The sequence below is a fragment of the Octadecabacter arcticus 238 genome, assembly GCF_000155735.2.
Classification (GTDB): domain Bacteria; phylum Pseudomonadota; class Alphaproteobacteria; order Rhodobacterales; family Rhodobacteraceae; genus Octadecabacter; species Octadecabacter arcticus.
Window position 1 is genome coordinate 1,033,372 of record NC_020908.1, and the last position, 23,701, is coordinate 1,057,072.

Sequence of the window (23,701 nt, forward strand, 5' to 3'; positions counted from 1 at the left end):
CAGGTGCCGCCGGAGCAAAGGGGATAAGCCTTCCTAAGCAGTTTTCCCATATCGGAAGGTATGCCAGCGGTGTTGGGATGTGTGGAGTCCTAATCATCGCTCACACCCGCTTGGTGCGTTTGATACATAAGGCCGGATATTTCAGAAGCAAAGACGGGTTTAACGGTCTGATTTGACCCAGAACCGCGGTCCAAAGCCGGTGATTTCTTCCAAATCGGGCATCGCGCGGTAAGCTGCGATCGCGGTCGCGTTGTCGGGATCGGTGCCAATTGACAGGCGCGAGACGCCAAGCGTGTTGGCGTGATGTTTGACGGCCTTGATCAGGGCAGTACCGACACCACGACCGCGATGATCTTGCGCAACAAACAGATGGTGGATGTCCAGACGGGTTTCACCGCTATGTAAAACAAGGGTCGGGATTAAGCCCGCATAGCCGATGGCGGTGCCATTTAATTTGGCTATTAATGCAGTCACCACGGGCGCGGGACCAAAGAACGCATGATGTAATTGCGCCTGTGTGACCTGTGCGGTGTCGCCATGAAACGCCGGCAGTGCGCGGATCATCGCCAGAATATCTGGCAGGTCAGGGGCGGCCGCCAAAGTGACCGAAGGGCTGGTATCTGTCATTCGCCCAGTTCGTCGACTCCGGGCTTGCGTGTCAAGGCGGTCCAGCTAAGGTCGCGCAAAAGGGAGAATTCAATGCCACTCGCCATGAACCGTGACGTCTTTATCACCGCCGCAATTACCGGGTCCGGTAGCACCCAAGATCGCAGTCCGCATGTGCCGCGCTCGCCCGAAGACATCGCCAATAGCGCGATTGATGCGGCCAAAGCGGGGGCTGCTGTGGTGCATTGCCATGTGCGTGACCCTGAAACGGGCGTTCCCAGTCGCCGATTAGATTTGTATCGTGAATTGACGGATCGTATCCGTTCGGCCGATATTGATGTGGTATTAAACCTTACGGCCGGCATGGGCGGTGATATTGTGTTTGGTGGCACGGAAAATCCACTGCCGACTGTTGATGGCACTGACATGGTTGGCGCGAGCGAACGGGTCGCACATGTTGCGCAATGCCTGCCTGAAATTTGCACGCTTGATTGCGGCACGATGAATTTCGCCGAAGCTGATTATGTCATGACCAATACCCCCGGAATGTTGCGCGCGATGGGCCAGATGATGACGACTTTGGGCGTAAAGCCCGAGATTGAGGCGTTTGATACCGGTCATTTGTGGTTCGCCAAGCAGCTCGTGGCTGAGGGTATTTTAGAGCCCAACGCGCTGGTGCAACTGTGCATGGGGGTGCCGTGGGGGGCGCCTGATGACCTCAATACCTTTATGGCGATGGTCAACAACGTGCCGCCCGAGTGGACGTTCAGCGCCTTTGGTCTGGGGCGCAGCCAGATGCCTTACGTGGCGGCGTCTGTGCTGGCGGGCGGCAATGTGCGCGTCGGGCTTGAGGATAATCTGATGCTCGACAAAGGCGTGTTGGCGACCAATGCACAACTGGTCGAACGCGCGCGTGGGATTGTTGAAAACCTTGGGGCAAAAGTGATCGGGCCCGCCGAGGTGCGCGAAAATCTTGGGTTGGTGAAGCAAGCGCCTAAATGAGGCTGCTGGCGTTTATGATGCTGACGGGGTGCGCCCAAACTGTGCCACACTCCTTTGGTGTCACCATGGTCGAAGAAACCACCTGCATCGGACAGGGTGGGAAAATTGTGATGGGGCCAGATGGTGGGTTTTGTGCTGGGGGCTAGCGGGCTATGATGCGACGTGTTTTGACAGGGCTGGTGCTGGTGATTTTGGCCGCGTGCACCGCCGAACAGCCCGTCCTGACCCAAGGGGCCGTTTTGCGCGATCCATCTGCTCAGATCGCATCGCAAACCAATGTCACGGCGGACCGAATGGCCGGAAGCTGGGTCATTCGGCAAAGATTTGCCAGTCAATCTGGCCCACTGGGTGTTGTGACGTTTTACACGTTGCCAGACGGCGCGTTGCAGATGGCACAGACCCGCCAAACCTGCGATGTTGATCCCTGCGGTAACGATCAAATCCTTGTATTAATTGAACCAATGGGGCCGGGTCGCTGGAGTCCGGTTGATGTGCCTGTCTTCTTTCCACGCGAAGAACTCTGGGTGATGTGGATGGATTTCGACAACCGCACCGCTGCCATTGGCACCCCAAGTGGTGAATTTGGCTGGATCATGGACAAGAACCCGACAGGCGGCGGTGACCGCATTGCCGCAGCGCGCGACATCATGGATTGGTTTGGCTATGATGTGTCGCAACTCCAAGAGGTGGCACAATGAAACGCGCGGGCGCTGGTTTTGGTTTGGTGCTGGCGCTTGTCGGCTGTAACGAAATTGCGTTGTCCGGTTTGCCGGGTGCTTCGACCCCAACGGGCGGCGGCGGCTTTCGGGAATACATCGTCCTCGGGTCAACCATGTCTTTTGAGGACTGTCGCGCCCGTGGTGGCATCATAATTCAGGATGCGGGCAGCCCGATGATTGCGTGTGAATAAGTTCAGATAGATGTGAGACAAAATTTTGTTGCCAAGATTTAGGCGACCTCGGAGACTGAGAATTGAAAGAAACCAGCTCACGAGGCCAATATGCAAATCATCGGACTGCACAAGAACGTTTATAAACTTTATGCTTGGGCGCGGACACAAGAATGTTTGGACGTGTACCGTATCAAATACGAAGGTCAGGTTCGGCAATGGGACGACTTACGTACAGAGGGCGTTTCTCTATCAAAGTGCGCTGAATTCGTCGGCATCTCGCGCGCGACATATTACCGTCACAAGCGTATTTTGAAGGATTTGGCGCAGGCAATCATACCGCCTTCAAAGGCTCCCAAACGCTGCAACAAGTCACAGTGGGGCGAGGCAGAAAAGCAATTGGTGCTTGAGGCCCGCCGCGACAATGAAACCTACGGTAAGGAGAAAATAGGGGCCATCTTGCGTCGCGACAAAAAGCAAACCATGAGCGATAGCACCGTGGGGCGCATTTTGAGCTTTCTAAGGAAAAAAGGCCTGATCACACGATCAAGATCTGCGCCCCAAAAGCGCAAGCGTAATTTTTCCAAGGGGCATGCCAAGGGATGGAAATATAGGGATTACAAAGATATTGTGGTTGGCGAGCGTGTGCAGATCGATCATATGACTGCCACGAAGAACGGCGTCACGTGCAAACACTTTCAAGCCTGGGAGAGGTGTAGCAAGCATATCCACGCGCAAGTTTATTCGAATGCCACGGCACGCTCTGCCAAACGGTTTTTGCAAGAACTCGTGGAAATAGCTCCCTATAAGATCATCTCAATTCAAGTCGATGGCGGGTCTGAGTTTATGGCCGATTTTGAGACAGCGTGCGAACAGATGGAGATCCCGCTCATTGTGCTGCCGCCAGCAAGGCCAAAATACAACGGTGGTGTCGAGCGCGGTAACCGCACCTTCCGCGAAGAGTTCTATGCATGTCGTGATCTCATTGCCGACAGCATAGGAGCGATGCGGTTTGAACTTCGAAAAGCCGTCAATAAATACAACACATTCAGGCCTCATCATGCCTTGAAAGGCAAGACACCAATGGAGTACATTCGAATCACTCAGGCCAAAGTCGTGTGAGTCTCAAAACACCTGAACCTATACACGTGCGACCCGCGCGTACTCCGCGAACCTGTCCCCGCAAACGAATTTGACCACCCCGGCAGTCCGGTTCCGCAAGCGGAGGCGGTTGTGGACGGCTAAACGCGCAATTGGTCTTGACGCCCCCCGCAAAAGGGCCTCGCATGCGAGGGAAATTTAAGTCTTGAAGGGGCGGAATTTGACACAAAGTGCAGCGATCATTGGCGGCGGCGTTATCGGTGGCGGTTGGGCCGCGCGGTTCTTGTTAAACGGATGGGACGTGCGGGTTTTTGACCCTGATCCGAACGCGCAGCGCAAGATCGGCGAGGTGTTGGATAACGCCCGCGCGTCGTTGCCTGGCCTTTATGACATGCCGATGCCCGTTGAGGGCATGCTGACGTTCCATGACACATTGGCGGACGCCGTAGATGGTGCGGTTTGGGTTCAGGAAAGTGTGCCCGAACGCCTTGAGATGAAGCACAGTGTCTACCGCGACATCCAAAAACACTGCGCGGCGGACGCGGTCATTGCGTCCTCGACCTCTGGTTTCAAGCCGTCACAGTTGCAACACAACGCCATACGTCCCGAACAGATCGTCGTCTGTCACCCGTTCAACCCTGTTTACCTTTTGCCCCTGATCGAAGTTGTCGGCACGGACGTGAACGCGGATATGATTGGCGGAGTTGAGGATGTTTTGCGCGGCGTCGGTATGTTCCCCCTGCTGGTCAAAAAGGAAATCGACGCCCATATCGCGGATCGTTTCCTTGAAGCTGTGTGGCGCGAAGCCCTGTGGTTGATTAAAGACGGCATCGCCACCACGGAAGAAATCGATGACGCGATCCGCATGGGATTTGGCCTGCGCTGGGCACAAATGGGCCTGTTTGAAACCTACCGCATCGCAGGTGGTGAAGCGGGGATGCGGCATTTCATTGAACAATTCGGACCCTGTCTGGCCTGGCCTTGGACGAAACTGATGGACGTGCCAGAGCTGACCGAGGAGCTGATCGACAAGATCGCGAGCCAGTCGGACGCACAGTCGGGTCACCACACCATCCGCGAACTGGAACGCCACCGCGACGCCAATCTTGTGGGGATGATGCGCACCCTTAAGGCGCGCGATTGGGGGGCGGGCGCGATCCTGAACACCCATGACAAAACCATGAACCAGACCTGCGCGATCCCCGAGACGTTGGCGGACGTGGGCGACCTGAACCTGGCCGTTAAAACCGTGGAACGCGCGGTCCCGCTGGATTGGACGGACTACAACGGACACATGAACGAAGCGCGGTATTTGCAGGCCTTTGGCGATGCCACTGACCGTTTGATGCATATTGTTGGCTGCACGCCGGACTATATCGCGAAGGGTGGCAGCTATTTCACCGCCGAAACCCACATTCGCCACCTTGATGAAGTCAAAGCCGGGGCGCGGATCAGGGTCGAGACGCAGGTTTTGTTGGGGGCGGGCAAGAAAATGCAGCTGTTTCACGCAATGTATGAAGGCGATCGTTTGCTGGCCACGGGCGAACATATGTTGATCCACGTCAGCCTTGCGACGCGGCGCGCCTGCGATCCAGCCCCGGATGTGGTCGATCAACTGGGCAAACTGGCCGCCGCCCACGCGCAATTGCCGCGACCGGACGGCGCGGGCGCGGCTGTGGGCAAACGCTGATGCGGGTCCTCATCACCGCAGGCGCATCGGGCATCGGTTTTGCTATGGGCGAAGCTTTTGCAGCCGCAGGGTATGACGTTTGGGTCACGGACGTGGATGGGGTGGCGCTGGCAGAGTGCCCGGCAACATGGACCACACGATTGGTGGACGCAGCAAACGAGGCGCAAATGCGCGGCTTATTTGAGGAGATCACCAGCGCGGGCGGGTTGGACGTGGCCTGTGCGAATGCAGGCATCGCAGGGCCAACGGCGCGAGTTGAAGATGTCGCCTGGGAGGATTGGAAAATCTGCGTTGATATCACCCTAGGCGCTGCCTTCCTGACGGCAAAATTCGCGGCGCCCTTGTTGAAGGCGGCAGGCGCGGGCGCGATTATTCTGACATCTTCTACTGCGGGCGTGTTTGGCTACCCAAACCGTGCGCCTTATTCGGCGGCGAAATGGGGCGTGATCGGGCTGATGAAAACGCTGGCTATGGAATTGGGGCCGTTCGGTATTCGCGCCAACGCGATCTGCCCCGGTGCTGTGGAAGGCCCGCGCATGGACGGCGTGTTGCAGCGCGAAGCGGCGGCCAAAGGCATGACACGCGACGCAGTCTATGACGGATACGCATCGGGCACGTCGATGCGCACGTTTGTGCGCGCACAAGATATCGCGAACATGGCGGTGTTTTTGGCATCTGAGGGCGCTGCGCGGGTGTCGGGGCAGGTGATTTCTGTTGATGGCCATACCGAAAATCCGGACCCAAAGCCATGAAGTCGAATTGGCTGCGCCAATCCGATCAAAGGGGGCCGGCCCCCGTCCTGCGGACTCCCCCGGGATACTTTTAAAGCAAAGACCGCTCAGAGGTATTTTGCTTTTAAGGTTCGAATGTAGTCTGGCAAATCACGTGGCGTGACGGATGCTTCGCGCACCAGCGTGTCAAAATGGCGAGTCATCAATTGCACCCGTTCGGTGTCGCGAAAGGCCAGATAGTTTTGCCCCATATACAACACCGCCAGCAAGGGCCCGAACACTGTCATTGACGCGGAAAACAGGCGGCGTGCATCAAAAGCATGCAAGCGCAGCGTCGGGTAAAGATCGGTTTGAAGTGTGGCGAAATGGTCCAGCTGCGCTGCTCGTAAATCGGCCGGAACGCCTTCGTAATAGCCTGTGCCGGACGCAAAACTGGTAAGTTCATAGATCGGCAACGCGATTTCGTAGTCCGATTTCGCCGCCCGCATCCAGCGCAACCGGTCCTCAGATGCGCCGATTGCCTGTTCAGTCGAGCGGCCCAATTGCGGCCCGTATTCCCAGCGCAACAGGTCGGGCAATTTCATCATGTCAGGCAGGCCGGCAGGGACGTGACGGATTTTGTAACCCTCTGCCTCTTGATGCCAAGCAAATACTTGCTCATCGACCAGCGCGCGGGGCGCTTTGGTGACTTCAAACGATGCGGCAATCAAATCGGCCGCCAGTTCGGGTCGCGCGGTCAGGCCAAGCAACCAATCGGCTGACACCCCAAGCGCGTAGGCGCATCCCGCCACGATCTGTGCGTTGGGCAGCCGCGCGCCGTCCCCTTTCAGCAGTTGCGATACGGTTGATCGATCGACGCCAATGGCGCGCGCGAGGCCCGATTGCGTGGCGTTCTGTGTTGTCATTGCCTCCCGCAGACGGGTTCGAAACAGCAGGGCGCGAGCGCGTTTGTTGATATTTTGCAACATTGGGTTATAGGTATCACCATATGCGCGTTTTGGTAACCCTTTCCAGAATTCCGTCAGCATGGCAATGCAGGTAGACCAGAGAAAAACAGGTTACGGAGCACCCATGGACACGCGCAAACGCACACTCGTCAAAGCCATTATCTGGAACCTGATCGGGCTTATCGTGATGCTGACGGTTGGTTTCATCGCGACGGGTTCTTTTATTGTTGGGGGTGCAATGGCGGTGGTGAATGCGTCGATTGGCCTGTCGAGTTATGTGCTTTATGAACGGGTTTGGGATCGGGTGCATTGGGGTCGCAATGTCTGATCGCAGCGCGACGCTTGTGCCCAGCAGAGCTGTTGAATGGCCGACGGTTCGTTTGGCAGCTGTCTGTTATCTCGGGGCGTTTTTGGCGCTGTGGGTCTTGCCGACATGGGCTGCGATCCTTGTGTTGGGGCCGATCATTGCGCTGCATGCGTCGCTGACGCATGAAGTCGTGCACGGCCATCCCTTTGCCAATCAAACACTGAATGTCGCGCTGGTTTTTCCCGCCTTCACGCTGGTTGTGCCCTATGCGCGGTTTCGCTCCACCCATCTTGCCCATCATCGCGACGAACATTTGACCGACCCCTATGATGATCCCGAAAGCAACTATTTTGATCCAGCCATTTGGGGGGGATTGGCCGCACCAATGCGCGCCCTATTGCGGTTTAACAATCGCCTTTTGGGGCGGCTTTTGATCGGGCCGCTGGTCGGCCAGTTCATGTGGATGGCCAGCGATCTGCGGGCCTGTCGCGCGGGCGAGCGTGATGTGATCCGTGGATGGGTCGCGCATATTCCGGCCGTCGCAATGGTTGTGGCGCTTATTTGGGCGGCGCCCCTGCCGTTTTGGGCCTACGCAACCGGCGCCTATATTGGCCATTCAATCTTGCGCATCCGCACGTTTCTTGAACACCGTGCCCATGATCTATGCCGCGCCAGAACTGTCATTGTCGAAGACCATGGGCCACTGGCATTATTGTTCCTAAACAACAATCTACACGTTGTTCACCACATGCACCCCAACGTGGCTTGGTACGATCTTCCCGCGCTTTACGCCACCAATCGCGGGCATTATCTGCGCCGCAACGACGGCTACGTTTTCACTTCTTACGGCGACGTGTTCCGCCGGTATTTCTGGCACGCCAAAGACCCTGTTCCCCATCCCCTCTGGCGCAAAGACGACTGAGCGTGCATGAGGGGCCATGGACGCTTGGATCCCCATCACCCTTTTGGCTGCAGTTGCGCAAACCGCGCGCTTTGGTCTGCAAAAGCAGCTTAAATCAACGCAGCTAAGCACGGGCGGCGCGACCTTCGCGCGGTTCATCTATTCATCGCCCCTCGTGGTGCTGGGCGTGCTGATGTACGCCAGCATCACCGCGCAAACGCTGCCCGCCATCCCGCCGGTGTTTTGGGCCTACGCGCTGGTTGGGGGCGCTGCCCAAATCCTCGCGACGATGTGCGTTGTGGCGCTGTTGTGCATCGCAACTTTGCCGTCGGTATCACGTTCAAAAAGACCGAAGTGTTGATGGCCGTGTTCGTCGGCCTGCTTATTCTGGGCGAGGGCGTCACATGGTTTGCGTTTGGTGCCATTCTGATCGGGCTGGCTGGTGTTGTGTTGCTGTCCGACCCACCTGGTGCGTCACAAGACGCGTGGCACAAACGTATCCTGAACCGCGCGGCGGGACTCGGTCTTGCATCGGGGCTGTTGTTTGCCTGTTCCGGTGTCGGGTATCGCGGGGCGTCGCTGTCGCTGGACACAGGTGATGTGTTCTTGCGTGCGACGCTGACATTGGCCTGCGTCACCACGGCGCAAACCATCGCCATGGCGATCTGGTTGCGCCTGTTTGACCGCGGTGAAATCAGCCGCGTGCTGTCCACATGGCGTGTTTCAAGCCTTGTGGGGATCACCAGTATGATCGGATCAACCTGCTGGTTCGTCGCCTTCACGTTGCAAACTGTGGCCTATGTCAAAGCGCTGGGGCAGATCGAATTGCTGTTCTCCCTCGCGCTTACGATGTTCTTTTTCAACGAAAAAGTCAGCCGCCGTGAGGTACAAGGCGGCGGCTTATTGGTCCTGTCGGTGTTGGTGCTGGTCTTGGTCACTTAGGGTTCATGCGGGCTGACACCACCAAGCCGTGTCACCAGATGCGCCTCGTCGTCATTGCGAAAGAACGGCACGGTGTTAGGTGGGCCGTCGCGGTGCAGGCCTGACGCGATCTCGGCCAGAACCACTTCGGTGATGAACGGCAAATCAAGCGCGCGCGCCTCGCTCAACGGGACCCAATGAAGGTGGCCCAACTCATCCTCGGCGTTTGTGAAATCGTCGGGGTCGGTGACAAGCTGATCCGCGTTAACCATAAAAAACCGCGCATCAAACCGGCGTGGGCGACCTTGCGGTGTTACGGCGCGAAACACGAACTGCAATGCTGACGCATCGGGGCGATGTCCGCTGCGCGCGAACCCGCGCCAGCCTTGCGGCGCATCGGGCCAGCGCGTGGGCGTGCCTAGAATTTGGCCAGTTTCTTCCCATAATTCACGGATTGCTGCGGCGGCGAGGGTCTCGGGCGTGCGCGTGCTGTGCTCAGCCAATCGATCAGCATCGAGCTGCGACAATCCGCGCCCTAGCTCAATCGCGCCATCACCTGCGTCAACTGCACCGCCGGGAAAGACGTATTTGTTTGGCATGAATGCAGCCGACGCGCCGCGCTGGCCCATCAACACACAAGGCTGCTTCGCGCGGTCGCGCAGCACAATCACTGTTGCTGCGTCCCGTAGCGCTGTTTTGTCCAAAATATCACCCATCGCTGCCCCACGTGTCGGGGTCAGGATGTGCCCCCAAATCCATGCATCCGTCGCGACCATTGGATGGCCACGACCAAGCCTTTCAGCCTCGGCAAAAGATAAAGCGAAAGCGCGACGCTGACAATCGTCAACACGGTCGCGAACACCATCGGGTCCGGGCGAAACTGCGTCCAGCCAAAATGCATCATCACGGCCACAAGATGCGCCACCAGCAGAATCGTCAGATACGCGGGTCCGTCGTCTGCGCGTTGATGGTGCAGGTCTTCGTCGCACACAGGGCAGCGATCAACGACTTTCAGGTAGCCCACAAACATCATACCTTCGCCGCAGTTCGGACAACGACGACGCAAACCGCGCCACATGGCGGGTTTGGTTGGGCGGTCGTCTTTGGGAATGGCGTTTTGATTTGGCATAATGTCCTCAATCTCTGAAACGCTGTTATGCCGCTGTAAGGTGTGAATTCATAGGGGTGATAGTGTCGCGCCCATGTCCTGAAAACCGCACCTCCCCAAAAGCCAGCGCAAAATAATTCCGCAGTCTGCGACGGAAACCCGCGCCCCATCCGTTCTATCTGCATCGACGGCCTGACTGGTCGTCACAACAAGACCCAAAAAGGACGATAAAAATGAAAACGACATTTCTTGTAGCAGCAATCGCAGCAGGCATGACATTGGCGGCCACGGCCGAGGCCCGCGAAGGCAACCCGCCTCGCATGGAGATGCCAGCGTTCGAAGACCTCGACATCAACTCTGATGGCGCTGTGACCAGCGACGAAATTGAGGCGGCGATGCAGGCCCGTGCCGCTGCGCGTTTTGCACTAACGGACACCAACGGCGACGGCGCACTGTCGGTTGAAGAATTGATCGCCCGCGCTGATACGGCCCGCCAGGACCGCGCAGCAGGCCGCGCCGCTGAGCAGATCGAAAGGGCCAACACCAACGGTGATGGTCTGTTGCAAGCCGATGAACTGGCAGCCCAAAGGGCGGATCGTGGCGAAGGTCGTGGGGATCGCGGACCAGATCGCATGTTTGAGCGTGCCGATGCTGACGACAACGGCAGCCTGAACGCGGAAGAATTCGCCGAGGCCCAGACCCGCATGCAAGACCATGGCGAGCGCCGTCCACACGGACAACGCGGCGATCACTAAACGCAACGTGCGGCGCGGGGGGGAATACCTTCGCGCCGCACCCTTGCGAGGGATGGATGATATGGGTGGCTGGATAATTGATGACGGATCAGGCTGGTGTTCAACGCGCGCTCCAAAGTGCGCCACAAAGCGACGCGGATCTTCTCGCGGCCTTCGCGGCTGGCGATCGTGGTGCGGCTATGGTGTTGACGCAGCGATTAACCCCGCGCGTTATGGGGCAGGCGTACCGCATGCTTGGCAACCGTGCAGAGGCCGAAGACGTCGCACAAGACGCGATGATGCGCCTGTGGGAAATTGCGGCTGATTGGGACCCGGACCGCGCGCAGATCACCACGTGGCTGTACCGCGTTGTGGCTAACCTGTGCACGGATCGTTTGCGAAAATCTGGCCGCGGTGTTTCGCTCGATGCGATTGAAGAACCAAGTGATCCGCGCAAATCCGCCGCGCAAGACATACAAGACACTGCCAGATCGGCGGCCTTGCACAGTGCAATGGCCGATCTGCCGGACCGGCAGGCGCAGGCCGTGGCGCTGCGCCATCTCGAAGAATTGGGCAATCCGCAAATTGCCACCATTATGGACACCAACGTGCGCACCGTTGAAAGTCTGATAGCACGGGGTAAACGTGCCTTGATTGCAAAACTATCTGGGCGCAAAGATGAATTGGGGTATGACGATGACCACGGATGACAAAATGCTAGACGCCGCGTTTACGCTGGCCCGCACGCCGGATGTGGCCCCATCGGACGCCCTGATGGATCGCATCATGCTGGACGCCGATAGCGTGTTGGCAGGGTCCGCACCTGTTATCACCCGCCGCAAACAAAGCCTTGGGGCCATGCTGCTTGATGTTATTGGTGGCTGGCCGACCTTCAGTGGTTTGGCGGCCGCGACGGTTGCAGGCTTCTGGATCGGGGTCGCGCCACCAGTTGCTCTGTCAGATTTGTCTGCGGGGATTTGGGGGGCCACCATCGAAGTGCCCCTGTTTGAAAACGACGTTTACGCAGGGTTGGAGGGCTGATTATGGCCGAAGAAAAGACGAAATCACAGCGTATACAACGGATTGTGCTGATTGGATCACTGGCCTTGAATCTGCTTATTATTGGCGTTGCCACGGGTGTGGCCCTCAACGGGGGCAAACCGGGCGCAGGTCAGCGGTTCGATTTGACCGTCAATCCGTTGACCCGCGCGATGGAAGGTGCGCGCAGCGACGCCGTGCGCGATGCCCTGCGCAACAGCGGCGCGTTTGAACGCGATGACCGCTCAGACATGCGCCGCGATATGAATGCCTTGCTTGCGACCCTGCGCGCGGATGAGTTTGATGAGGTCGCATTTCGCACGGTGCTCATGCGCCAACGCGACAGATTTCGGACCGGACAAGAGACGGTTTTGGGTGCTGTGAGCGCGCAGATCGACGACATGAGCGCCGGCGAACGCGCCGCATTTGCGGACCGATTGGAAGAACAAATGCGTCGCGCGCCCCGCGCGCGCCAATAAAACGTTTGGGCCCCGTGCGCGCCAATGAGAAATGCCAATAAGAAATGCGGACCGGCCGCGTGCCGATACGTCATGCGGGCCGCCTGCGCGCAGCGGGTCCGCCGACGTGTGAATTGTCATCAGGCGGCTGACAGGCTGACCTTATTGCGACCACCGCTTTTGGCCGCATAAAGCGCAACATCCGCCGCGCTGACCAATTCACCAAGGTCATCAACCATATCCGTGGCCTCCTGTCCGTCGCTCAGGCTGACACCAACGGACATCGTCACGCGGACTTCTTGTTGGTCGGGGCCAACAAAAAAAAGGGGCGCCGCCGATTAATTTGCGCAACCGTTCGGCTGCGGTGCGGGCATGATAGACGCCGTTGGGGATCGCGACAAGAAACTCTTCCCCGCCAATGCGCGCAAGCAAGTCCACAGCCCGCAAATTTCCCTGCAAACGGCTTGCGGTTTGGCGCAAAACCTCATCCCCGACTTTATGGCCGTAGGTGTCATTGATGGATTTGAAATGGTCGAGATCCAGAACCATAATCGCAAATTGCCGTCCGTCTTTGCGGCTTTGCGCTGACAGCCGCGTCAAATGTGGCATGGCGTAACGACGGTTGAACAACCCTGTGTGTGGATCGGTGATCGCCGCCTCAAGTCCGGTTTCAACCGTGCGACGCAGCGCGTCCGCCTCAAGTTTGGCTTGGATCAAGACTGCGCAACGATGCCTAATCTCAGCCGCATCAACTGTCGAATAGACCGTATCACTCGCCCCGAGATCCAGCGCCATTGCCGCCGCATGGTGCGCGTCTTCGGGCAACAACACCAAGATTCCTGCATGGCGCGTGGTGGATCGGGTGCGCAATTCGGACAGGATGCGAAACAAGACATTATCGTCGCTTAGCCCCGCACGAAGATCGAGCAAAAACAGATCCGTGGACCCTGAATTCAAGTCAAGACGGGTCAAGCATTCGGCCTGCAACGAGGTCATTTGGACGTTCTCAAGGGTTTGCGACAAGTGCGACAGATCGGGCGCCAGCGGATTGGTAGTGAACGCCGCCACCACCCGCGCAGGGGCTTTGAACCCATTGCAGGCCTCGGCAAAACCAAGGGCCGTGCGGGTATCGTCGCGCATCCGCAGCTCTTGGCGTGCATCGCGCCCGCGCAACAGACTACGAATGCGCGCCTGCAAAATATGATCGTCAAACGGCTTGGTCAAAACATCATCCGCGCCGGCCTCAAGTGCGACAACACGGTCGCGCGGGGTCTTGAACCCGCCTGTCGCGATAATCGGGATCAGGTTGGTGTTCGCGTCAGCCTTCAGAGATTGGCAAAAGGCGTGCATTTGTTCTGCGTCAGAGCTGATGTCTAATAGGATTAAATCGGGCAGCGACGCTGCAATTTCGGCGCGCGCTTCGTCCAGTGTGGCGCAGGGCCGGACGCGGTATTGCGACGCGAGAAGTTTGACCTTCAGCACAATGCGGTTGGTCGCTACACCGTCTATAATGAGAATATCGCCGGCCATCTTGTTTCCTTCTGAGCGTTACCCCAAACTCCCTGAAGCAACTTTGCCCCTTAAATGGTTAAGAAACCCTTTCCGTATTGGTAACATCCTAAAATGACTCCTGAACGCGCTGAACAGATCGCCCTTTTTGCCCTCACATGGCTTGCCACTAAGGAGGAACTTTTGCCCTTGTTTTTAGGATCTTCGGGGGCAAATGCCGAGGACATAGCGGGGCAGGCGGAAAACCCCGCTTTCCTCGGTTCTGTGCTGGATTTTGTGACCATGGATGATGCTTGGGTCATCGAATTTTGCGCCGCAAATGGGGTAAAGTATGAAGAACCGCTAACGGCGCGTTATTCATTACCGGGCGCGGAAGTGGTTCATTGGACATGATTTCGCGGCCCATAAAAGGCATCATTTTCGACAAAGATGGTACGCTGTTTGATTTCAACGCGACATGGGGCGCATGGGCACGAAACGTGTTTGAAGCTGAAACCGCAGGAGATCCCGACAAACTTGCACCACTTGCCGCAGCCCTTGGGTATGACCTTGCGGCAGGGCGGTTCTTGCCTGAAAGCCTCGTGATTGCCAGCACCGTGGATGAGATTGCGCAGGCGGTTTTGCCGTTCGTCGCAGAAACCGACCCCAGCGTCTTGATTGCGCGGTTCAACTCCGCCGCGACGCGCGCCCCGCAGGTTGAAACGACACCCCTTGTGGCATTTATCACCTCGCTTAAATCGGCGGGTCTGAAGGTCGGTGTTGCCACCAATGACGCCGAATCCCCCGCCCGCGCGCACCTGTGTGTGGCCGGCATTGAAGCATTGTTTGATTTCATCGCAGGGTTTGATTCCGGCTTTGGCGGCAAGCCCGCGCCTGGGCAATTGTTAGGCTTTTGTAATGTGACAGGACTGGCCCCGTCCGAGTGTGTGATGGTCGGCGACAGCACCCATGATCTGCACGCAGGGCGCGCGGCTGGCATGGCCACGGTCGCTGTTCTGACAGGTGTGGCAGGACGCGCAGCCCTTGCGCCCCACGCCGACGTGGTGCTGAATTCCATCGCTGAGCTGCCCAACTGGTTGAATTTGTAAGCCCGCGCGCGTTTGGTTCGCGACATCTTTTGTCGCTAAATGCAGGGCGCAGGGGCGCGGGCATGTCAGATTGAAGATAACCCGAGAAGGAAATCCCGATGTCTGACGTTGCTCCTCCGAAACGCCGCCGCTCAGGCGGGCGCGCTGCCAATACCGCCAAACGGCTCACGTCCGACATCAACCAGATGCCATGGCGTTTGCCGATCAACACTGACCGCCCGACAGAACCACTGGACGGTGACGGGGTGCAGGCGATTCATGACGGCGCAATGCGCATACTCGAAGAAATCGGTATCGAATTTCTGAACGAAGAAGCGGTGGAATTGTTCAAACAAGCCGGCTGCACCGTTGATGGCACCAACGTCAAAATGGGTCGCGACTGGGTCATGGAAATGATCGCCAAAGCGCCAGAACAATTCGACATCACCCCGCGCAATCCCGACAAAAAAATCACGCTGGGCGGCGGGCATATCCTGTTCGGCAACGTGTCGTCGCCGCCGAATTACTTCGACCTTGAGATCGGCAAGAAGGTTTCCGGCAACCGCAAACAATGCGCTGACTTGCTGCGATTAACTCAACATTTCAACTGCATACACTTCGCGGGCGGCTATCCTGTGGAACCTGTGGATGTGCATGCCTCCGTGCGTCACCTTGATGTGGTGTTTGATAAAATGACCCTGACCGACAAGGTCGGCCATGCCTACAGCTTGGGCAAAGAACGCGTCGAAGACGTGATGGAAATGGTGCGCATTTCCGGTGGCTGGACGGACGAAGAATTCGTATCAAAGCCACGGATGTACACCAACATCAACTCGACCTCGCCGCTCAAGCACGACGTTCCGATGATCGACGGATGCCTGCGTTGCGTGCGCCGTGGTCAGGCCGTTGTCGTCACGCCGTTCACGCTTGCGGGGGCCATGGCGCCGGTGACCATGTCGGGTGCTGTGTCTTTGTCCATCGCCGAAGCGCTGTCCGCAATTGCGCTGTTCCAATACGTCCGCCCCGGTGCGCCCTGTGTCATCGGCACGTTCACCTCAAACGTTGATATGAAATCCGGCGCACCCGCGTTTGGCACTCCCGAATATATGCGGGCCACGCAAATGACCGGCCAAATGGCGCGGTTTTACGGCCTGCCCATGCGATCCAGTGGCGTGTGCGCCGCCAATGTGCCGGACGGCCAAGCCATGTGGGAGACGTCAAATTCCCTTTGGGCGGCCGTACAATCGGGCACCAATATGGTCTACCACGCGGCGGGCTGGCTTGAAGGCGGACTGATCGCATCGCCTGAAAAGTTCGTCATGGATTGTGAAGTTATCCAAATGATCCAGCGCTACATGGAGCCGCAAATCACCGCAACGACCCCCGCCGACATCGCGTTTGATGCGATCAAAGAAGTCGGATCGGCAGGTCATTTCTTTGGCATCCAACACACCCAAGACCGCTATGAAAAGGCGTTTTATGAACCGTTCGTCAGCGACTGGCGCAATTTTGAGGCGTGGGAGATCGCGGGCGGCGAATGGACCGCACAGCGCGCCCATCGCATCTTCAAAGACATCATTGCCAATTTCCAAGAACCACCCATGGACGCCGCGATCCGCTCCGAACTGGAAGACTTCGTGGCACGGCGCAAATCCGAGGGCGGCGCGCCAACCGATTTTTAGGGCCGGAGCCTCCGGCGGGGATATTTTCGAGACAAAGGCAAGCATGAGAGTCAGTCTATCTGGGGCCGTGATTGCAGTCGGGGGCGTCTTAAGGCTATCGAGATGGGGTAACAGGATCTTGAGACGTTAATCCCATGATCCTGCACCATTTCTTGGCAAGGCCCAAAAACTTGGGCAGCCGCCGGGGGCGTCTTTGCGCCAAACCGCTTTAGCCGCCCAAACACTGCGCGTAGGCCGCAGCTATCGCACGCAAAGTCTGTTCGTAGTGGTCTGGTCCCGGTGCAAATGCCGTGCCCATGGGGTCGGCGATGGCCGTGCGCGCATTGCTCCCGTCGCGCACCAGATCCACCCATTCCCGGCGTGTCTGTGGATCGCTGAGCACACAACTTATGCCATCCTCGCGTACCAAATCGCGCAATTTGGCGATTTGGGCAGGATTGGGGCTGGCCGCATCGCTGAGCGAAATCGTTCCAACGGTCGGCACATCGTAGCGTTGCCCAAAGTACTGATAGGCATCATGGGGTACCAAAACCCCGCCGCGGGGCAGGTCGGCCATTTGTGCGGCGATCTCTTGATCTAACTGGATCAATCTCGCAACAGTTGCGTCCGCATTGGCGAGGTAGGCTGCTTCGTTTTCTGGGTCCAGACTGCGCAAGACAAGCGCAATATGGCGGGTCCAAACCATCGCCACTTGTGGGTTGAGCCATGCGTGCGGGTCGAGAACGCTATCATCATCATGACCATGATCATCATGCCCGTGATCGTCATGATCATCCCCCAGTCACGCCGCTCCAACGATGGCCAGTTTTCGCTCGCCAACAACTCAAATTCGTTGTCCGATGTGGTTAAGGTTTCCAAAGCTTCGCCCAACCACGGTGTCAAATCTGCTCCCACCCAAATCACCAGATCAGCGTCTTGAACGGCCTCGGCTTGCACGAACGTGAATTGGAAGTCGTGCGGCGATGCCGCGCCGCTGATCAACACGTCCGGCACACCAACCCCTGACATCACCTGCGCCACGAGGCTGTGGATCGGTGCAATATCGGTGACAACCTTTGGCACATCCGCCCGCGCGGTCATCGGCATCATCAGGACGAGGAGGGGTAAAATCAGGCGCATATTGGTCTCTCTTCTGTTGTAAGCTTGTTGATCGGTCATGGGTGCGCTATAAAATTTGTTATAACATAACAAAAAGCAATAAATGGCATCCCCGTATCCGCCCAAAACCGCCCCCTTCGCCGCGCATGACCATAGCCATTGCATCGCATCCGCCTTGTCTGCAGCACAATCGACTTGCGCCGAAGCTGAGCTGCGCCTGACGCCTGTGCGTCTGCGAACGCTGGAAATCTTGCTCGAGGCGCACGAAGCCTTGGGCGCCTATGAGGTGCTGGCGCGGCTTGACGCGGATGGATTCGGCTCCAAACCACCCGTCGCCTACCGCGCCCTTACATTCCTTGTGGACGCAGGGTTGGCGCACCGGATCGAACGGCTGAACGCCTTTGTCGCCTGTGTTCACCCCGGCCAAGACCACGATCCCGCGTTCCTGATCTGCAAAAGCTGCGGCACCGTCGCAGAAGGCGAAGCGGCGGGTGCCATGCAATCCTCAGCCGCCGCTGTGGGCTTTCAAATCGAACGGACCACCGTCGAAGCCACGGGCATCTGCCCCGCCTGCCAAGAGTGACGCCCGCACCATGATGCCCCTGATCAATGCGCAAAACATCGAAATCCGCCACGGCGCGACCCGGGCGGTCTTTGGGGTGACCCTCGCCATTCAAGCGGGTGAGATTGTCACCATTGTCGGTCCGAACGGGTCTGGTAAATCGACGCTTCTGCGGGCGCTGATTGGCGCACTCGCACCGAGCAAAGGCACGATCACCCGCGCGCCAAATTTGCGCGTCGGCTATGTGCCCCAAAAGCTGCATATCGATCCGACGTTGCCGATGACTGTGCGGCGGTTCCTGAACCTTCCGGTTCGTGTGTCGGTGGCGAAAATGCGCACGGCACTGGCTCGAACTGGCGTAGATGCCTCTGAAAAAAGGCAACTTTCTGCGCTGTCTGGTGGTCAGCTTCAACGCGTGTTGCTGGCGCGCGCGATTTTGAATGACCCACAAATCCTTGTGCTCGACGAAGCGACCCAAGGCCTCGATCAGCCTGCATCGGCTGCGTTTTATCGCCTTATCGAAACCCTGCGTGATGATATTGGCTGTGCGGTTTTGATGGTTAGCCACGAATTGCACGTCGTCATGTCTGCCACGGATCGTGTGATCTGTTTGAACGGCCACATCTGTTGCGAAGGCACGCCCGATGTCGTCACCGCCACGGCCGCTTACCGTGACCTGTTTGGCACGGGCACGGGTGGCGCTTTGGCGCTGTATCGCCACGACCATGACCACGGTCACGACCATGACCACGACCTTAAACATGACCACCCACACGAGGCCGCAAATTGACCGATCTCCTAGACGATTTCATGGTCCGCGCGATCCTTGCCGCCGTGGGAACCGCGCTGGCCTGTGGCGCTTTGGGCTGCTTTGTCGTCTGGCGACGAATGGCGTATTTTGGCGACGCGACAGCGCACGCCGCGATCCTTGGCGTGGCCCTGGCGTTGCTGTTTTCGGTGTCGGTCCCGCTGGGCGTCCTTATCGTTGCGCTGGCGATGGGGTTGCTTGTCGGGGTGTTGTCAGGCCGCACGATCACACCTGATTCCCTGCTTGGGGTGTTGTCGCATGGCTTCCTCGCGCTGGGTCTGGTGGCGGTTTCGCTGATGCCGGACGCCCGCGTTGATCTGGATGCTTATCTGTTCGGCGACATCCTCGTGGTCAGCCGGATCGACCTTGCGGTGATCTGGGGCGGGGCGGCGATTCTCTGCGGTGTGCTGGTCTGGCGCTGGCAGGCGTTGCTCGCCGAAATTGTGTCAAACGACCTTGCTTATGCCGCCGGATTGAACCCGTGGCGCGACCGCATAATGCTAACACTTCTGATCGCCGCCGTAGTCGCCGTGTCGATCAAAGTGATCGGCGCGCTGCTGATCACCGCCATGTTGATCATCCCCGCTGCAAGCGCGCGCATGATTGCCCGTGGCCCCGAAGCCATGGCGGCATGGGCTACATTGATCGGTGTTGTTGCGGCCATTGGTGGGCTTTATGCAGCGCGGTCTTTCGGCACGCCCGCGGGGCCGTCGATCATCTGTTTTGCGTCTGCAATCTTTTGTGTCGCCAGCGTCGTTGGCCAACTGCGCAAGGCTTAACTGTCGGTATCCAGCCAGATCGTCACTGGCCCGTCATTGACCAATGACACCGCCATATCCGCGCCAAACTGCCCTGTTTGTGTTGGGACCAAAGCCGCCATTTCAGCGGCAAACGTTTCATACAACCGCGCACCATCCTCAGGCGCTGCAGCTGCCGAAAACCCTGGCCTGTTGCCGCGCGAAACATCTGCCGCCAAGGTGAACTGACTGACGACCAATGCCGCGCCACCGACATCCAGCAAAGACCGGTTCATCCGGCCCGCGTCATCCTTGAAGATTCGCAGCTTGGAGATCTTTGTGGCGAGTTTAGCTGCCAGATCATCGCTGTCGCCCTGCATGGCACAGACCAGCACCAGGACGCCCGCCTGACATTGCCCGATCAACGCACCGTCCACATGAACTTGCGCCGACGTCACCCGCTGGATCAGCGCCCTCATTTGCGCGACTTACAGGCCAAGGTCTGCCGCCGTTGGCGGGTTCGCGCCAGCCCGTGACACCGTCACCGCCGCGACCCGCACGCCCAGATGCAACGCGGCGTGAATGTCCTCAGCGCTCAGGTTTGCGATGCGGTCTTTGGTCAATGCGCCCGCACGATCCAAACCTGCCAGTGTGCCTGAATTAAACGTGTCACCCGCGCCGACCGTGTCGACGACGACTGCGCGTTCGGACGGGACGAACACGGTGTGTTCTGCGGAATATCCGGTGACACCTTTGGCGCCTTCGGTGATGCAGACCAGCTTGGCGCCCTTGGCCACCAGCCCCTTGGCAAGTTCGGCCAGATCGCCTTCGCCTTCCATCCAGTGCAAGTCTTCATCGCTGAGTTTGATGATGTCTGCCGCCGCCATCATCCGGTTGATCCGCGCGCGGTACGCGGCCACGTCCTTGATGAACGACGGGCGGATGTTGGGATCAATCATTGTGACACGGCGGGGGGCTTCGCGCAGCATCAGCGCCTCGTAAGTGTCGCCGCAGCCGTCCCCAACCAGTGAAATGCCGCCAAAAAACATCGCATCCGCGTCGATTTCCGGCGCATCATTCAGGGATCTCATTGCCGATTTTTCGTCGTAAAACGCATATGTTGCTTGCCCGTCCACCAGTTTAACAAAGGCCACGGTGCAGGGCGCATACAGGCGCGGCGACGGGCTGTGATCAACATCGCTCGCGTCCAGCGCAGTTCGTAAAATGTCGCCGAGAAAATCGGACGACATGCCGCATAAGAATTGCGTCTTCACACCCAAGCGTCCCAGCCCGATTGCCGTATTGAACACCGCACCACCGGGGTAGGGGGCAAACGCCGCCTCACCCAGTGTACTTTCGCGCGGCAGCATATCAATCAGGGCTTCACCACAGGTCAGAATCATTGTGCTCGTCCTTCGCAATCCAAAATCTTGCGGTGGTTTATCACTGACTGTTAGCGATAACAATTCCGACAATTCCGGCGACGATCAAACCAAAAATGACCGCAATCGCGATCTTGATCGCTGAATAGGGCCTCTCGCCCTGAACGCGGCCCGTCTGCCCGTTAACAACAAACCGGAACGTGCGGCCATGATACTTATACGCCGCCATCCAGACCGGCAGAAGCACGTGTTTGAACGTCAACGTACCAATCGCCGTGTCCACCGACCCTACCTGTTGTTCATCGCCGCCAATGTCGTGTTTCACATCACGGTGTATGACCGCGTCCATGTGCGCGCGCGCTTCCTTGAACGCATCAGCAAGTTCAACCTGATAGCCCTCGGCGCGAAATCCGGCCAGGTATTGCGGCTGATAAGGTTGCATTGCCGACAGGTCCCACGGTTCCAGCGCATCGGTGTATTTCTTGGGTAGGGACTGCGACCCCAGCACCAATACATCGTCAAAGAACCGCGCAACGCGGCCCCGCACGCCGTGCCACCGGGTTTTTCGTACCTGTTCCTGTTCGGTTTTGCTGTTGCGAGTGACGGTGCGGGTCTCGTAATAATGCGTGCCGCGCTGGCCAGAATACTGGCTTTTGGTGTCGGCATCAAACGTCCAGTACGGCACATAAATGCCTGACATTTGTCGCCCCTTTCGGGCGTAATCTTGCAACCCGTTCGGCGCAAACCAAAGACTGCCAAGCCAGTCGGTCATCTTGGCGCGCGCGGCGCGTTCGTCCAGCCCGAACGGCAACAACCCCTTCGGCTTGATGTGGCGATGCAGCCCCGTGTCCGTCACCACGGGTGTGGCACAAAACGGGCATTCAACGGCATGAACGGTCTCATTAAATTCGGTTTGCGCGCCGCAATTGGGGCAGGCCACAACGCGCGTTTCCTCAATCTCGGCCTCAGGGATATCGCCAGCGACGGCGCTGCGAAAATCGATTTCTTTCAACGTGTCACCACGCCATGGCCCCACGTCTATCACTTCCGTATTGCCGCAATGATCGCACATCATTTGGTTCTGACCGGGGTCAAACCGAAGATCGGACCCGCAATTGTTGCAAGGGAAACGGTGTTCAGCGTCGGGGTGGGGCATATCAATAGATTCCATCCGCTAAAGATAGCGGTGAAACGCCTTCAGCGCCATAATGCGCAACGCATTATCGCGCAGTTTTATGTGCCACCAGATGTGAAATCCCGCATGGGCAATCGCCAAAACCGCAATTGCGGCAAATCTGATCACGCACCCGGTGGCGGGGGTGGCATCACAGTGAACAATTGCGCCAATTCTGCGATTTCATCGGCTGCCATCCAGCCGTCCTGACCCTGTGTCCAAACAATGCTGGCGCGGGTCAATGTACCATCAACCACCATGCGTCCCAACGACGCCTTGGAAAACGGCCCCGTGGTCTTGCCTGCCTCGGCGATATGCCAAACGTGTTCGACAGGCGGCGGCGGCGGCGCGGCTTGTGGCGCGGTAGGTGCGATCTGTTGCGCCGCCGAATTAAGCCAAGGATTTGCCATCTGCTGTGCCATCGCCATGCCCATTCCGGCACCCATGCCAGCGCCCATAGCACCCGACGCTTCGCCGCCAGCTCGCAACGCCTCAGCGGCGGCGTATTTCATATGTGCGTCCAAATCACCGGTCAGGCCGCGCGATGTGCGCGTGTCCAAAGCGGCCTCAACCGCAGGGGGCAAGCTGATGTTTTCGATGTACAGTTCAGGAATAGAAATGCCGTATTCCGCAATCGTATCCGCAATCGCGCCTGCAATCAGTTTACCCAGATCAGCGGTGTTGGCGGCCATATCCAGCACCGCGATTCCAGATGCTGCAATCGTTCGGGTGAACGCTTGCACGATGATGTTGCGGATCTGGAAACTGATCTCGTCCATGGTGAATTCGCCGTCGGTGCCGACAATCTCTGTCAGGAACTTGGCGGGGTCTGTGACCTTCACACTATAGGTGCCAAACGCCCGAATACGGGTCGGTCCAAATTCAGGATCGCGCAGCATGATCGGGTTTTTAGTGCCCCATTTCAGATCGTTGAACCGTGTCGTGTTGACGTAATAAATTTCCGATTTGAAAGGCGATTTGAACCCGTGATCCCAGTGCTGCAACGTCGTCATGATCGGCATGTTGTTCGTCTCAAGCATGTAAAGACCCGGCGTAAACACGTCCGCCAGCTGGCCTTCATGCACAAACACAGCCGCCTGACCGGTGCGAACCGTCAGCTTGGCGCCGTATTTGATCTCATGCGCCTCGCGCTCAAACCGCCACACCATCGTGTCGCGGGTGTCATCGGTCCATTCAATGACGTCAATAAATTCGCCGGTGAGAAAATCGAGAATGCCCATGTTCGTGG

At 58.0% G+C, this 23,701-nt stretch carries 29 protein-coding genes and 2 pseudogenes; 19 read left to right on the plus strand and 12 right to left on the minus strand.

Annotated features, from left to right (window positions below; translation table 11 throughout):
- Positions 1-159 precede the first annotated feature (159 nt).
- A complete protein-coding gene (locus OA238_RS05380) occupies positions 160-627 on the minus strand; it encodes a GNAT family N-acetyltransferase (protein WP_015494394.1) in 468 nt (155 codons plus the stop codon).
- Positions 628-699: 72 nt separating this feature from the next.
- Between OA238_RS05380 and bcoG the strand changes: the two genes are divergently transcribed.
- From bcoG to OA238_RS05410, 6 genes are all read left to right on the plus strand, one after another.
- Complete coding sequence (bcoG, locus tag OA238_RS05385) at positions 700-1,608, plus strand: 3-dehydrocarnitine:acetyl-CoA trimethylamine transferase BcoG (protein ID WP_015494395.1); 909 nt, start codon at positions 700-702, stop codon at positions 1,606-1,608.
- Between the two features lie 152 nt (positions 1,609-1,760).
- Positions 1,761-2,306: a lipocalin family protein gene (locus OA238_RS05390; RefSeq protein WP_015494396.1), complete on the plus strand. Its 546-nt coding sequence runs from the start codon at positions 1,761-1,763 to the stop codon at positions 2,304-2,306.
- On the plus strand, positions 2,303-2,518 hold the full coding sequence (locus OA238_RS05395) for a hypothetical protein (protein WP_044036367.1): 216 nt from the start codon (positions 2,303-2,305) through the stop codon (positions 2,516-2,518). Before OA238_RS05390 ends, OA238_RS05395 begins: the two co-directional genes overlap by 4 nt.
- A 90-nt stretch (positions 2,519-2,608) precedes the next feature.
- On the plus strand, positions 2,609-3,619 hold the full coding sequence (locus tag OA238_RS05400) for an integrase core domain-containing protein (protein ID WP_015494160.1): 1,011 nt from the start codon (positions 2,609-2,611) through the stop codon (positions 3,617-3,619).
- A gap of 199 nt (positions 3,620-3,818) precedes the next feature.
- On the plus strand, positions 3,819-5,288 hold the full coding sequence (locus OA238_RS05405; protein WP_044037965.1) for a carnitine 3-dehydrogenase: 1,470 nt from the start codon (positions 3,819-3,821) through the stop codon (positions 5,286-5,288).
- Complete coding sequence (locus OA238_RS05410) at positions 5,288-6,040, plus strand: SDR family oxidoreductase (protein ID WP_015494398.1); 753 nt, start codon at positions 5,288-5,290, stop codon at positions 6,038-6,040. Before OA238_RS05405 ends, OA238_RS05410 begins: the two co-directional genes overlap by 1 nt.
- 86 nt (positions 6,041-6,126) lie before the next feature.
- Here the strand turns inward: OA238_RS05410 and OA238_RS05415 are convergent, their stop codons facing one another.
- Complete coding sequence (locus OA238_RS05415) at positions 6,127-6,987, minus strand: helix-turn-helix domain-containing protein (RefSeq protein WP_044037967.1); 861 nt, start codon at positions 6,985-6,987, stop codon at positions 6,127-6,129.
- 103 nt (positions 6,988-7,090) lie between these two features.
- Here OA238_RS05415 and OA238_RS05420 point away from each other — a divergent pair, with 103 nt between their 5' ends.
- The 3 genes and pseudogenes from OA238_RS05420 to OA238_RS05430 all read left to right on the plus strand — a co-directional run bounded on the left by OA238_RS05420 (position 7,091) and on the right by OA238_RS05430 (position 9,116).
- On the plus strand, positions 7,091-7,294 hold the full coding sequence (locus OA238_RS05420) for a DUF2061 domain-containing protein (RefSeq protein WP_044036369.1): 204 nt from the start codon (positions 7,091-7,093) through the stop codon (positions 7,292-7,294).
- Positions 7,287-8,195 (plus strand): fatty acid desaturase, encoded by a 909-nt coding sequence (locus tag OA238_RS05425; protein ID WP_015494400.1) that lies wholly within the window; start codon positions 7,287-7,289, stop codon positions 8,193-8,195. Before OA238_RS05420 ends, OA238_RS05425 begins: the two co-directional genes overlap by 8 nt.
- A gap of 16 nt (positions 8,196-8,211) precedes the next feature.
- Positions 8,212-9,116: pseudogene (locus OA238_RS05430) on the plus strand (EamA family transporter).
- Here the strand turns inward: OA238_RS05430 and OA238_RS05435 are convergent.
- Both OA238_RS05435 and OA238_RS05440 read right to left on the minus strand, forming a co-directional pair.
- On the minus strand, positions 9,113-9,811 hold the full coding sequence (locus tag OA238_RS05435) for an NUDIX hydrolase (protein WP_015494402.1): 699 nt from the start codon (positions 9,809-9,811) through the stop codon (positions 9,113-9,115). The pseudogene OA238_RS05430 and the gene OA238_RS05435 sit on opposite strands and share 4 nt — an antisense overlap.
- Before the next feature lie 20 nt (positions 9,812-9,831).
- Entirely contained in the window at positions 9,832-10,224 is a 393-nt protein-coding gene (locus OA238_RS05440) for a DUF983 domain-containing protein (RefSeq protein ID WP_044036371.1), read from the minus strand.
- A gap of 212 nt (positions 10,225-10,436) precedes the next feature.
- On the opposite strand from OA238_RS05440, the gene OA238_RS05445 reads away from it, so the two are divergent.
- From OA238_RS05445 to OA238_RS05460, 4 genes are all read left to right on the plus strand, one after another.
- Positions 10,437-10,958 carry an EF-hand domain-containing protein gene (locus OA238_RS05445; RefSeq protein ID WP_015494403.1) on the plus strand — a complete coding sequence of 174 codons (522 nt, stop codon included), beginning with the start codon at positions 10,437-10,439 and terminating at the stop codon, positions 10,956-10,958.
- A gap of 80 nt (positions 10,959-11,038) precedes the next feature.
- On the plus strand, positions 11,039-11,647 hold the full coding sequence (locus OA238_RS05450; protein WP_015494404.1) for a sigma-70 family RNA polymerase sigma factor: 609 nt from the start codon (positions 11,039-11,041) through the stop codon (positions 11,645-11,647).
- Positions 11,634-11,978 (plus strand): hypothetical protein, encoded by a 345-nt coding sequence (locus tag OA238_RS05455; protein WP_015494405.1) that lies wholly within the window; start codon positions 11,634-11,636, stop codon positions 11,976-11,978. Before OA238_RS05450 ends, OA238_RS05455 begins: the two co-directional genes overlap by 14 nt.
- 2 nt (positions 11,979-11,980) lie before the next feature.
- Positions 11,981-12,454 (plus strand): periplasmic heavy metal sensor, encoded by a 474-nt coding sequence (locus OA238_RS05460; protein WP_015494406.1) that lies wholly within the window; start codon positions 11,981-11,983, stop codon positions 12,452-12,454.
- A 210-nt stretch (positions 12,455-12,664) separates the two neighbouring features.
- Here OA238_RS05460 and OA238_RS05465 read toward each other — a convergent pair whose 3' ends face one another.
- Entirely contained in the window at positions 12,665-13,963 is a 1,299-nt protein-coding gene (locus OA238_RS05465; RefSeq protein ID WP_015494407.1) for a diguanylate cyclase, read from the minus strand.
- Between the two features lie 93 nt (positions 13,964-14,056).
- Between OA238_RS05465 and OA238_RS05470 the strand changes: the two genes are divergently transcribed.
- From OA238_RS05470 to OA238_RS05480, 3 genes are all read left to right on the plus strand, one after another.
- The gene (locus OA238_RS05470) at positions 14,057-14,335 is read left to right on the plus strand and encodes a DUF3572 domain-containing protein (RefSeq protein ID WP_015494408.1); all 279 of its coding nucleotides are present in this window, start codon (positions 14,057-14,059) and stop codon (positions 14,333-14,335) included.
- A complete protein-coding gene (locus OA238_RS05475; RefSeq protein ID WP_015494409.1) occupies positions 14,332-15,030 on the plus strand; it encodes an HAD family hydrolase in 699 nt (232 codons plus the stop codon). The genes OA238_RS05470 and OA238_RS05475 overlap by 4 nt, the downstream gene beginning before the upstream one ends.
- 98 nt (positions 15,031-15,128) lie before the next feature.
- The gene (locus OA238_RS05480) at positions 15,129-16,691 is read left to right on the plus strand and encodes a trimethylamine methyltransferase family protein (protein WP_015494410.1); all 1,563 of its coding nucleotides are present in this window, start codon (positions 15,129-15,131) and stop codon (positions 16,689-16,691) included.
- A 208-nt stretch (positions 16,692-16,899) separates the two neighbouring features.
- Here the strand turns inward: OA238_RS05480 and OA238_RS28670 are convergent, their stop codons facing one another.
- Positions 16,900-17,472: a metal ABC transporter solute-binding protein, Zn/Mn family gene (locus OA238_RS28670; RefSeq protein WP_083906650.1), complete on the minus strand. Its 573-nt coding sequence runs from the start codon at positions 17,470-17,472 to the stop codon at positions 16,900-16,902.
- Between the two features lie 65 nt (positions 17,473-17,537).
- Positions 17,538-17,954: pseudogene (locus OA238_RS34935) on the minus strand (metal ABC transporter solute-binding protein, Zn/Mn family); the annotation flags it as partial.
- Between OA238_RS34935 and OA238_RS05490 the strand changes: the two are divergent.
- Genes OA238_RS05490 through OA238_RS05500 form a run of 3 tightly spaced genes read left to right on the plus strand, consistent with a single transcriptional unit; the run spans position 17,893 to position 19,938 of the window.
- On the plus strand, positions 17,893-18,372 hold the full coding sequence (locus tag OA238_RS05490) for a Fur family transcriptional regulator (protein ID WP_015494411.1): 480 nt from the start codon (positions 17,893-17,895) through the stop codon (positions 18,370-18,372). The pseudogene OA238_RS34935 and the gene OA238_RS05490 sit on opposite strands and share 62 nt — an antisense overlap.
- Before the next feature lie 13 nt (positions 18,373-18,385).
- Complete coding sequence (locus OA238_RS05495) at positions 18,386-19,141, plus strand: ATP-binding cassette domain-containing protein (RefSeq protein ID WP_044037969.1); 756 nt, start codon at positions 18,386-18,388, stop codon at positions 19,139-19,141.
- Positions 19,138-19,938, plus strand: coding sequence for a metal ABC transporter permease (locus tag OA238_RS05500; RefSeq protein ID WP_015494413.1), 801 nt, complete (start codon positions 19,138-19,140; stop codon positions 19,936-19,938). Before OA238_RS05495 ends, OA238_RS05500 begins: the two co-directional genes overlap by 4 nt.
- Here the strand turns inward: OA238_RS05500 and dtd are convergent.
- Genes dtd through OA238_RS05520 form a run of 5 tightly spaced genes read right to left on the minus strand, consistent with a single transcriptional unit; the run spans position 19,935 to position 23,693 of the window.
- Positions 19,935-20,375 (minus strand): D-aminoacyl-tRNA deacylase, encoded by a 441-nt coding sequence (gene dtd / locus OA238_RS05505; protein ID WP_015494414.1) that lies wholly within the window; start codon positions 20,373-20,375, stop codon positions 19,935-19,937. The two genes, OA238_RS05500 and dtd, sit on opposite strands and share 4 nt — an antisense overlap.
- A 9-nt stretch (positions 20,376-20,384) precedes the next feature.
- The gene (locus OA238_RS05510) at positions 20,385-21,299 is read right to left on the minus strand and encodes a carbohydrate kinase family protein (RefSeq protein WP_015494415.1); all 915 of its coding nucleotides are present in this window, start codon (positions 21,297-21,299) and stop codon (positions 20,385-20,387) included.
- A gap of 40 nt (positions 21,300-21,339) precedes the next feature.
- Positions 21,340-22,449, minus strand: a complete 1,110-nt coding sequence (locus OA238_RS05515) for a TFIIB-type zinc ribbon-containing protein (RefSeq protein ID WP_015494416.1) — start codon at positions 22,447-22,449, stop codon at positions 21,340-21,342.
- A gap of 3 nt (positions 22,450-22,452) precedes the next feature.
- Positions 22,453-22,581, minus strand: a complete 129-nt coding sequence (locus OA238_RS34420; RefSeq protein ID WP_275450492.1) for a hypothetical protein — start codon at positions 22,579-22,581, stop codon at positions 22,453-22,455.
- On the minus strand, positions 22,578-23,693 hold the full coding sequence (locus OA238_RS05520; RefSeq protein WP_015494417.1) for an SPFH domain-containing protein: 1,116 nt from the start codon (positions 23,691-23,693) through the stop codon (positions 22,578-22,580). Before OA238_RS05520 ends, OA238_RS34420 begins: the two co-directional genes overlap by 4 nt.
- Between the last annotated feature and the right edge of the window lie 8 nt (positions 23,694-23,701).

What these genes read in the sequence shown, in the direction of transcription:
- OA238_RS05450 (WP_015494404.1), top strand. Translation starts at nt 11,039, where the DNA reads ATGACGGATCAGGCTGGTGTTCAACGCGCGCTCCAAAGTGCGCCACAA.
- OA238_RS05455 (WP_015494405.1), top strand. Translation starts at nt 11,634, where the DNA reads ATGACCACGGATGACAAAATGCTAGACGCCGCGTTTACGCTGGCCCGC.
- OA238_RS05410 (WP_015494398.1), top strand. Translation starts at nt 5,288, where the DNA reads ATGCGGGTCCTCATCACCGCAGGCGCATCGGGCATCGGTTTTGCTATG.
- OA238_RS05470 (WP_015494408.1), top strand. Translation starts at nt 14,057, where the DNA reads ATGACTCCTGAACGCGCTGAACAGATCGCCCTTTTTGCCCTCACATGG.
- OA238_RS05420 (WP_044036369.1), top strand. Translation starts at nt 7,091, where the DNA reads ATGGACACGCGCAAACGCACACTCGTCAAAGCCATTATCTGGAACCTG.
- OA238_RS05425 (WP_015494400.1), top strand. Translation starts at nt 7,287, where the DNA reads ATGTCTGATCGCAGCGCGACGCTTGTGCCCAGCAGAGCTGTTGAATGG.
- OA238_RS05445 (WP_015494403.1), top strand. Translation starts at nt 10,437, where the DNA reads ATGAAAACGACATTTCTTGTAGCAGCAATCGCAGCAGGCATGACATTG.
- OA238_RS05440 (WP_044036371.1), bottom strand. Translation starts at nt 10,224, where the DNA reads ATGCCAAATCAAAACGCCATTCCCAAAGACGACCGCCCAACCAAACCC.
- OA238_RS05520 (WP_015494417.1), bottom strand. Translation starts at nt 23,693, where the DNA reads ATGGGCATTCTCGATTTTCTCACCGGCGAATTTATTGACGTCATTGAA.
- OA238_RS05415 (WP_044037967.1), bottom strand. Translation starts at nt 6,987, where the DNA reads ATGTTGCAAAATATCAACAAACGCGCTCGCGCCCTGCTGTTTCGAACC.
- OA238_RS05380 (WP_015494394.1), bottom strand. Translation starts at nt 627, where the DNA reads ATGACAGATACCAGCCCTTCGGTCACTTTGGCGGCCGCCCCTGACCTG.
- OA238_RS05460 (WP_015494406.1), top strand. Translation starts at nt 11,981, where the DNA reads ATGGCCGAAGAAAAGACGAAATCACAGCGTATACAACGGATTGTGCTG.
- OA238_RS05400 (WP_015494160.1), top strand. Translation starts at nt 2,609, where the DNA reads ATGCAAATCATCGGACTGCACAAGAACGTTTATAAACTTTATGCTTGG.
- OA238_RS05435 (WP_015494402.1), bottom strand. Translation starts at nt 9,811, where the DNA reads ATGGGTGATATTTTGGACAAAACAGCGCTACGGGACGCAGCAACAGTG.
- OA238_RS05395 (WP_044036367.1), top strand. Translation starts at nt 2,303, where the DNA reads ATGAAACGCGCGGGCGCTGGTTTTGGTTTGGTGCTGGCGCTTGTCGGC.
- OA238_RS05495 (WP_044037969.1), top strand. Translation starts at nt 18,386, where the DNA reads ATGCCCCTGATCAATGCGCAAAACATCGAAATCCGCCACGGCGCGACC.
- OA238_RS05390 (WP_015494396.1), top strand. Translation starts at nt 1,761, where the DNA reads ATGATGCGACGTGTTTTGACAGGGCTGGTGCTGGTGATTTTGGCCGCG.
- OA238_RS05490 (WP_015494411.1), top strand. Translation starts at nt 17,893, where the DNA reads ATGGCATCCCCGTATCCGCCCAAAACCGCCCCCTTCGCCGCGCATGAC.
- OA238_RS05515 (WP_015494416.1), bottom strand. Translation starts at nt 22,449, where the DNA reads ATGGAATCTATTGATATGCCCCACCCCGACGCTGAACACCGTTTCCCT.
- dtd (WP_015494414.1), bottom strand. Translation starts at nt 20,375, where the DNA reads ATGAGGGCGCTGATCCAGCGGGTGACGTCGGCGCAAGTTCATGTGGAC.
- OA238_RS05465 (WP_015494407.1), bottom strand. Translation starts at nt 13,963, where the DNA reads ATGGCCGGCGATATTCTCATTATAGACGGTGTAGCGACCAACCGCATT.
- OA238_RS05480 (WP_015494410.1), top strand. Translation starts at nt 15,129, where the DNA reads ATGTCTGACGTTGCTCCTCCGAAACGCCGCCGCTCAGGCGGGCGCGCT.
- OA238_RS05510 (WP_015494415.1), bottom strand. Translation starts at nt 21,299, where the DNA reads ATGATTCTGACCTGTGGTGAAGCCCTGATTGATATGCTGCCGCGCGAA.
- OA238_RS05475 (WP_015494409.1), top strand. Translation starts at nt 14,332, where the DNA reads ATGATTTCGCGGCCCATAAAAGGCATCATTTTCGACAAAGATGGTACG.
- bcoG (WP_015494395.1), top strand. Translation starts at nt 700, where the DNA reads ATGCCACTCGCCATGAACCGTGACGTCTTTATCACCGCCGCAATTACC.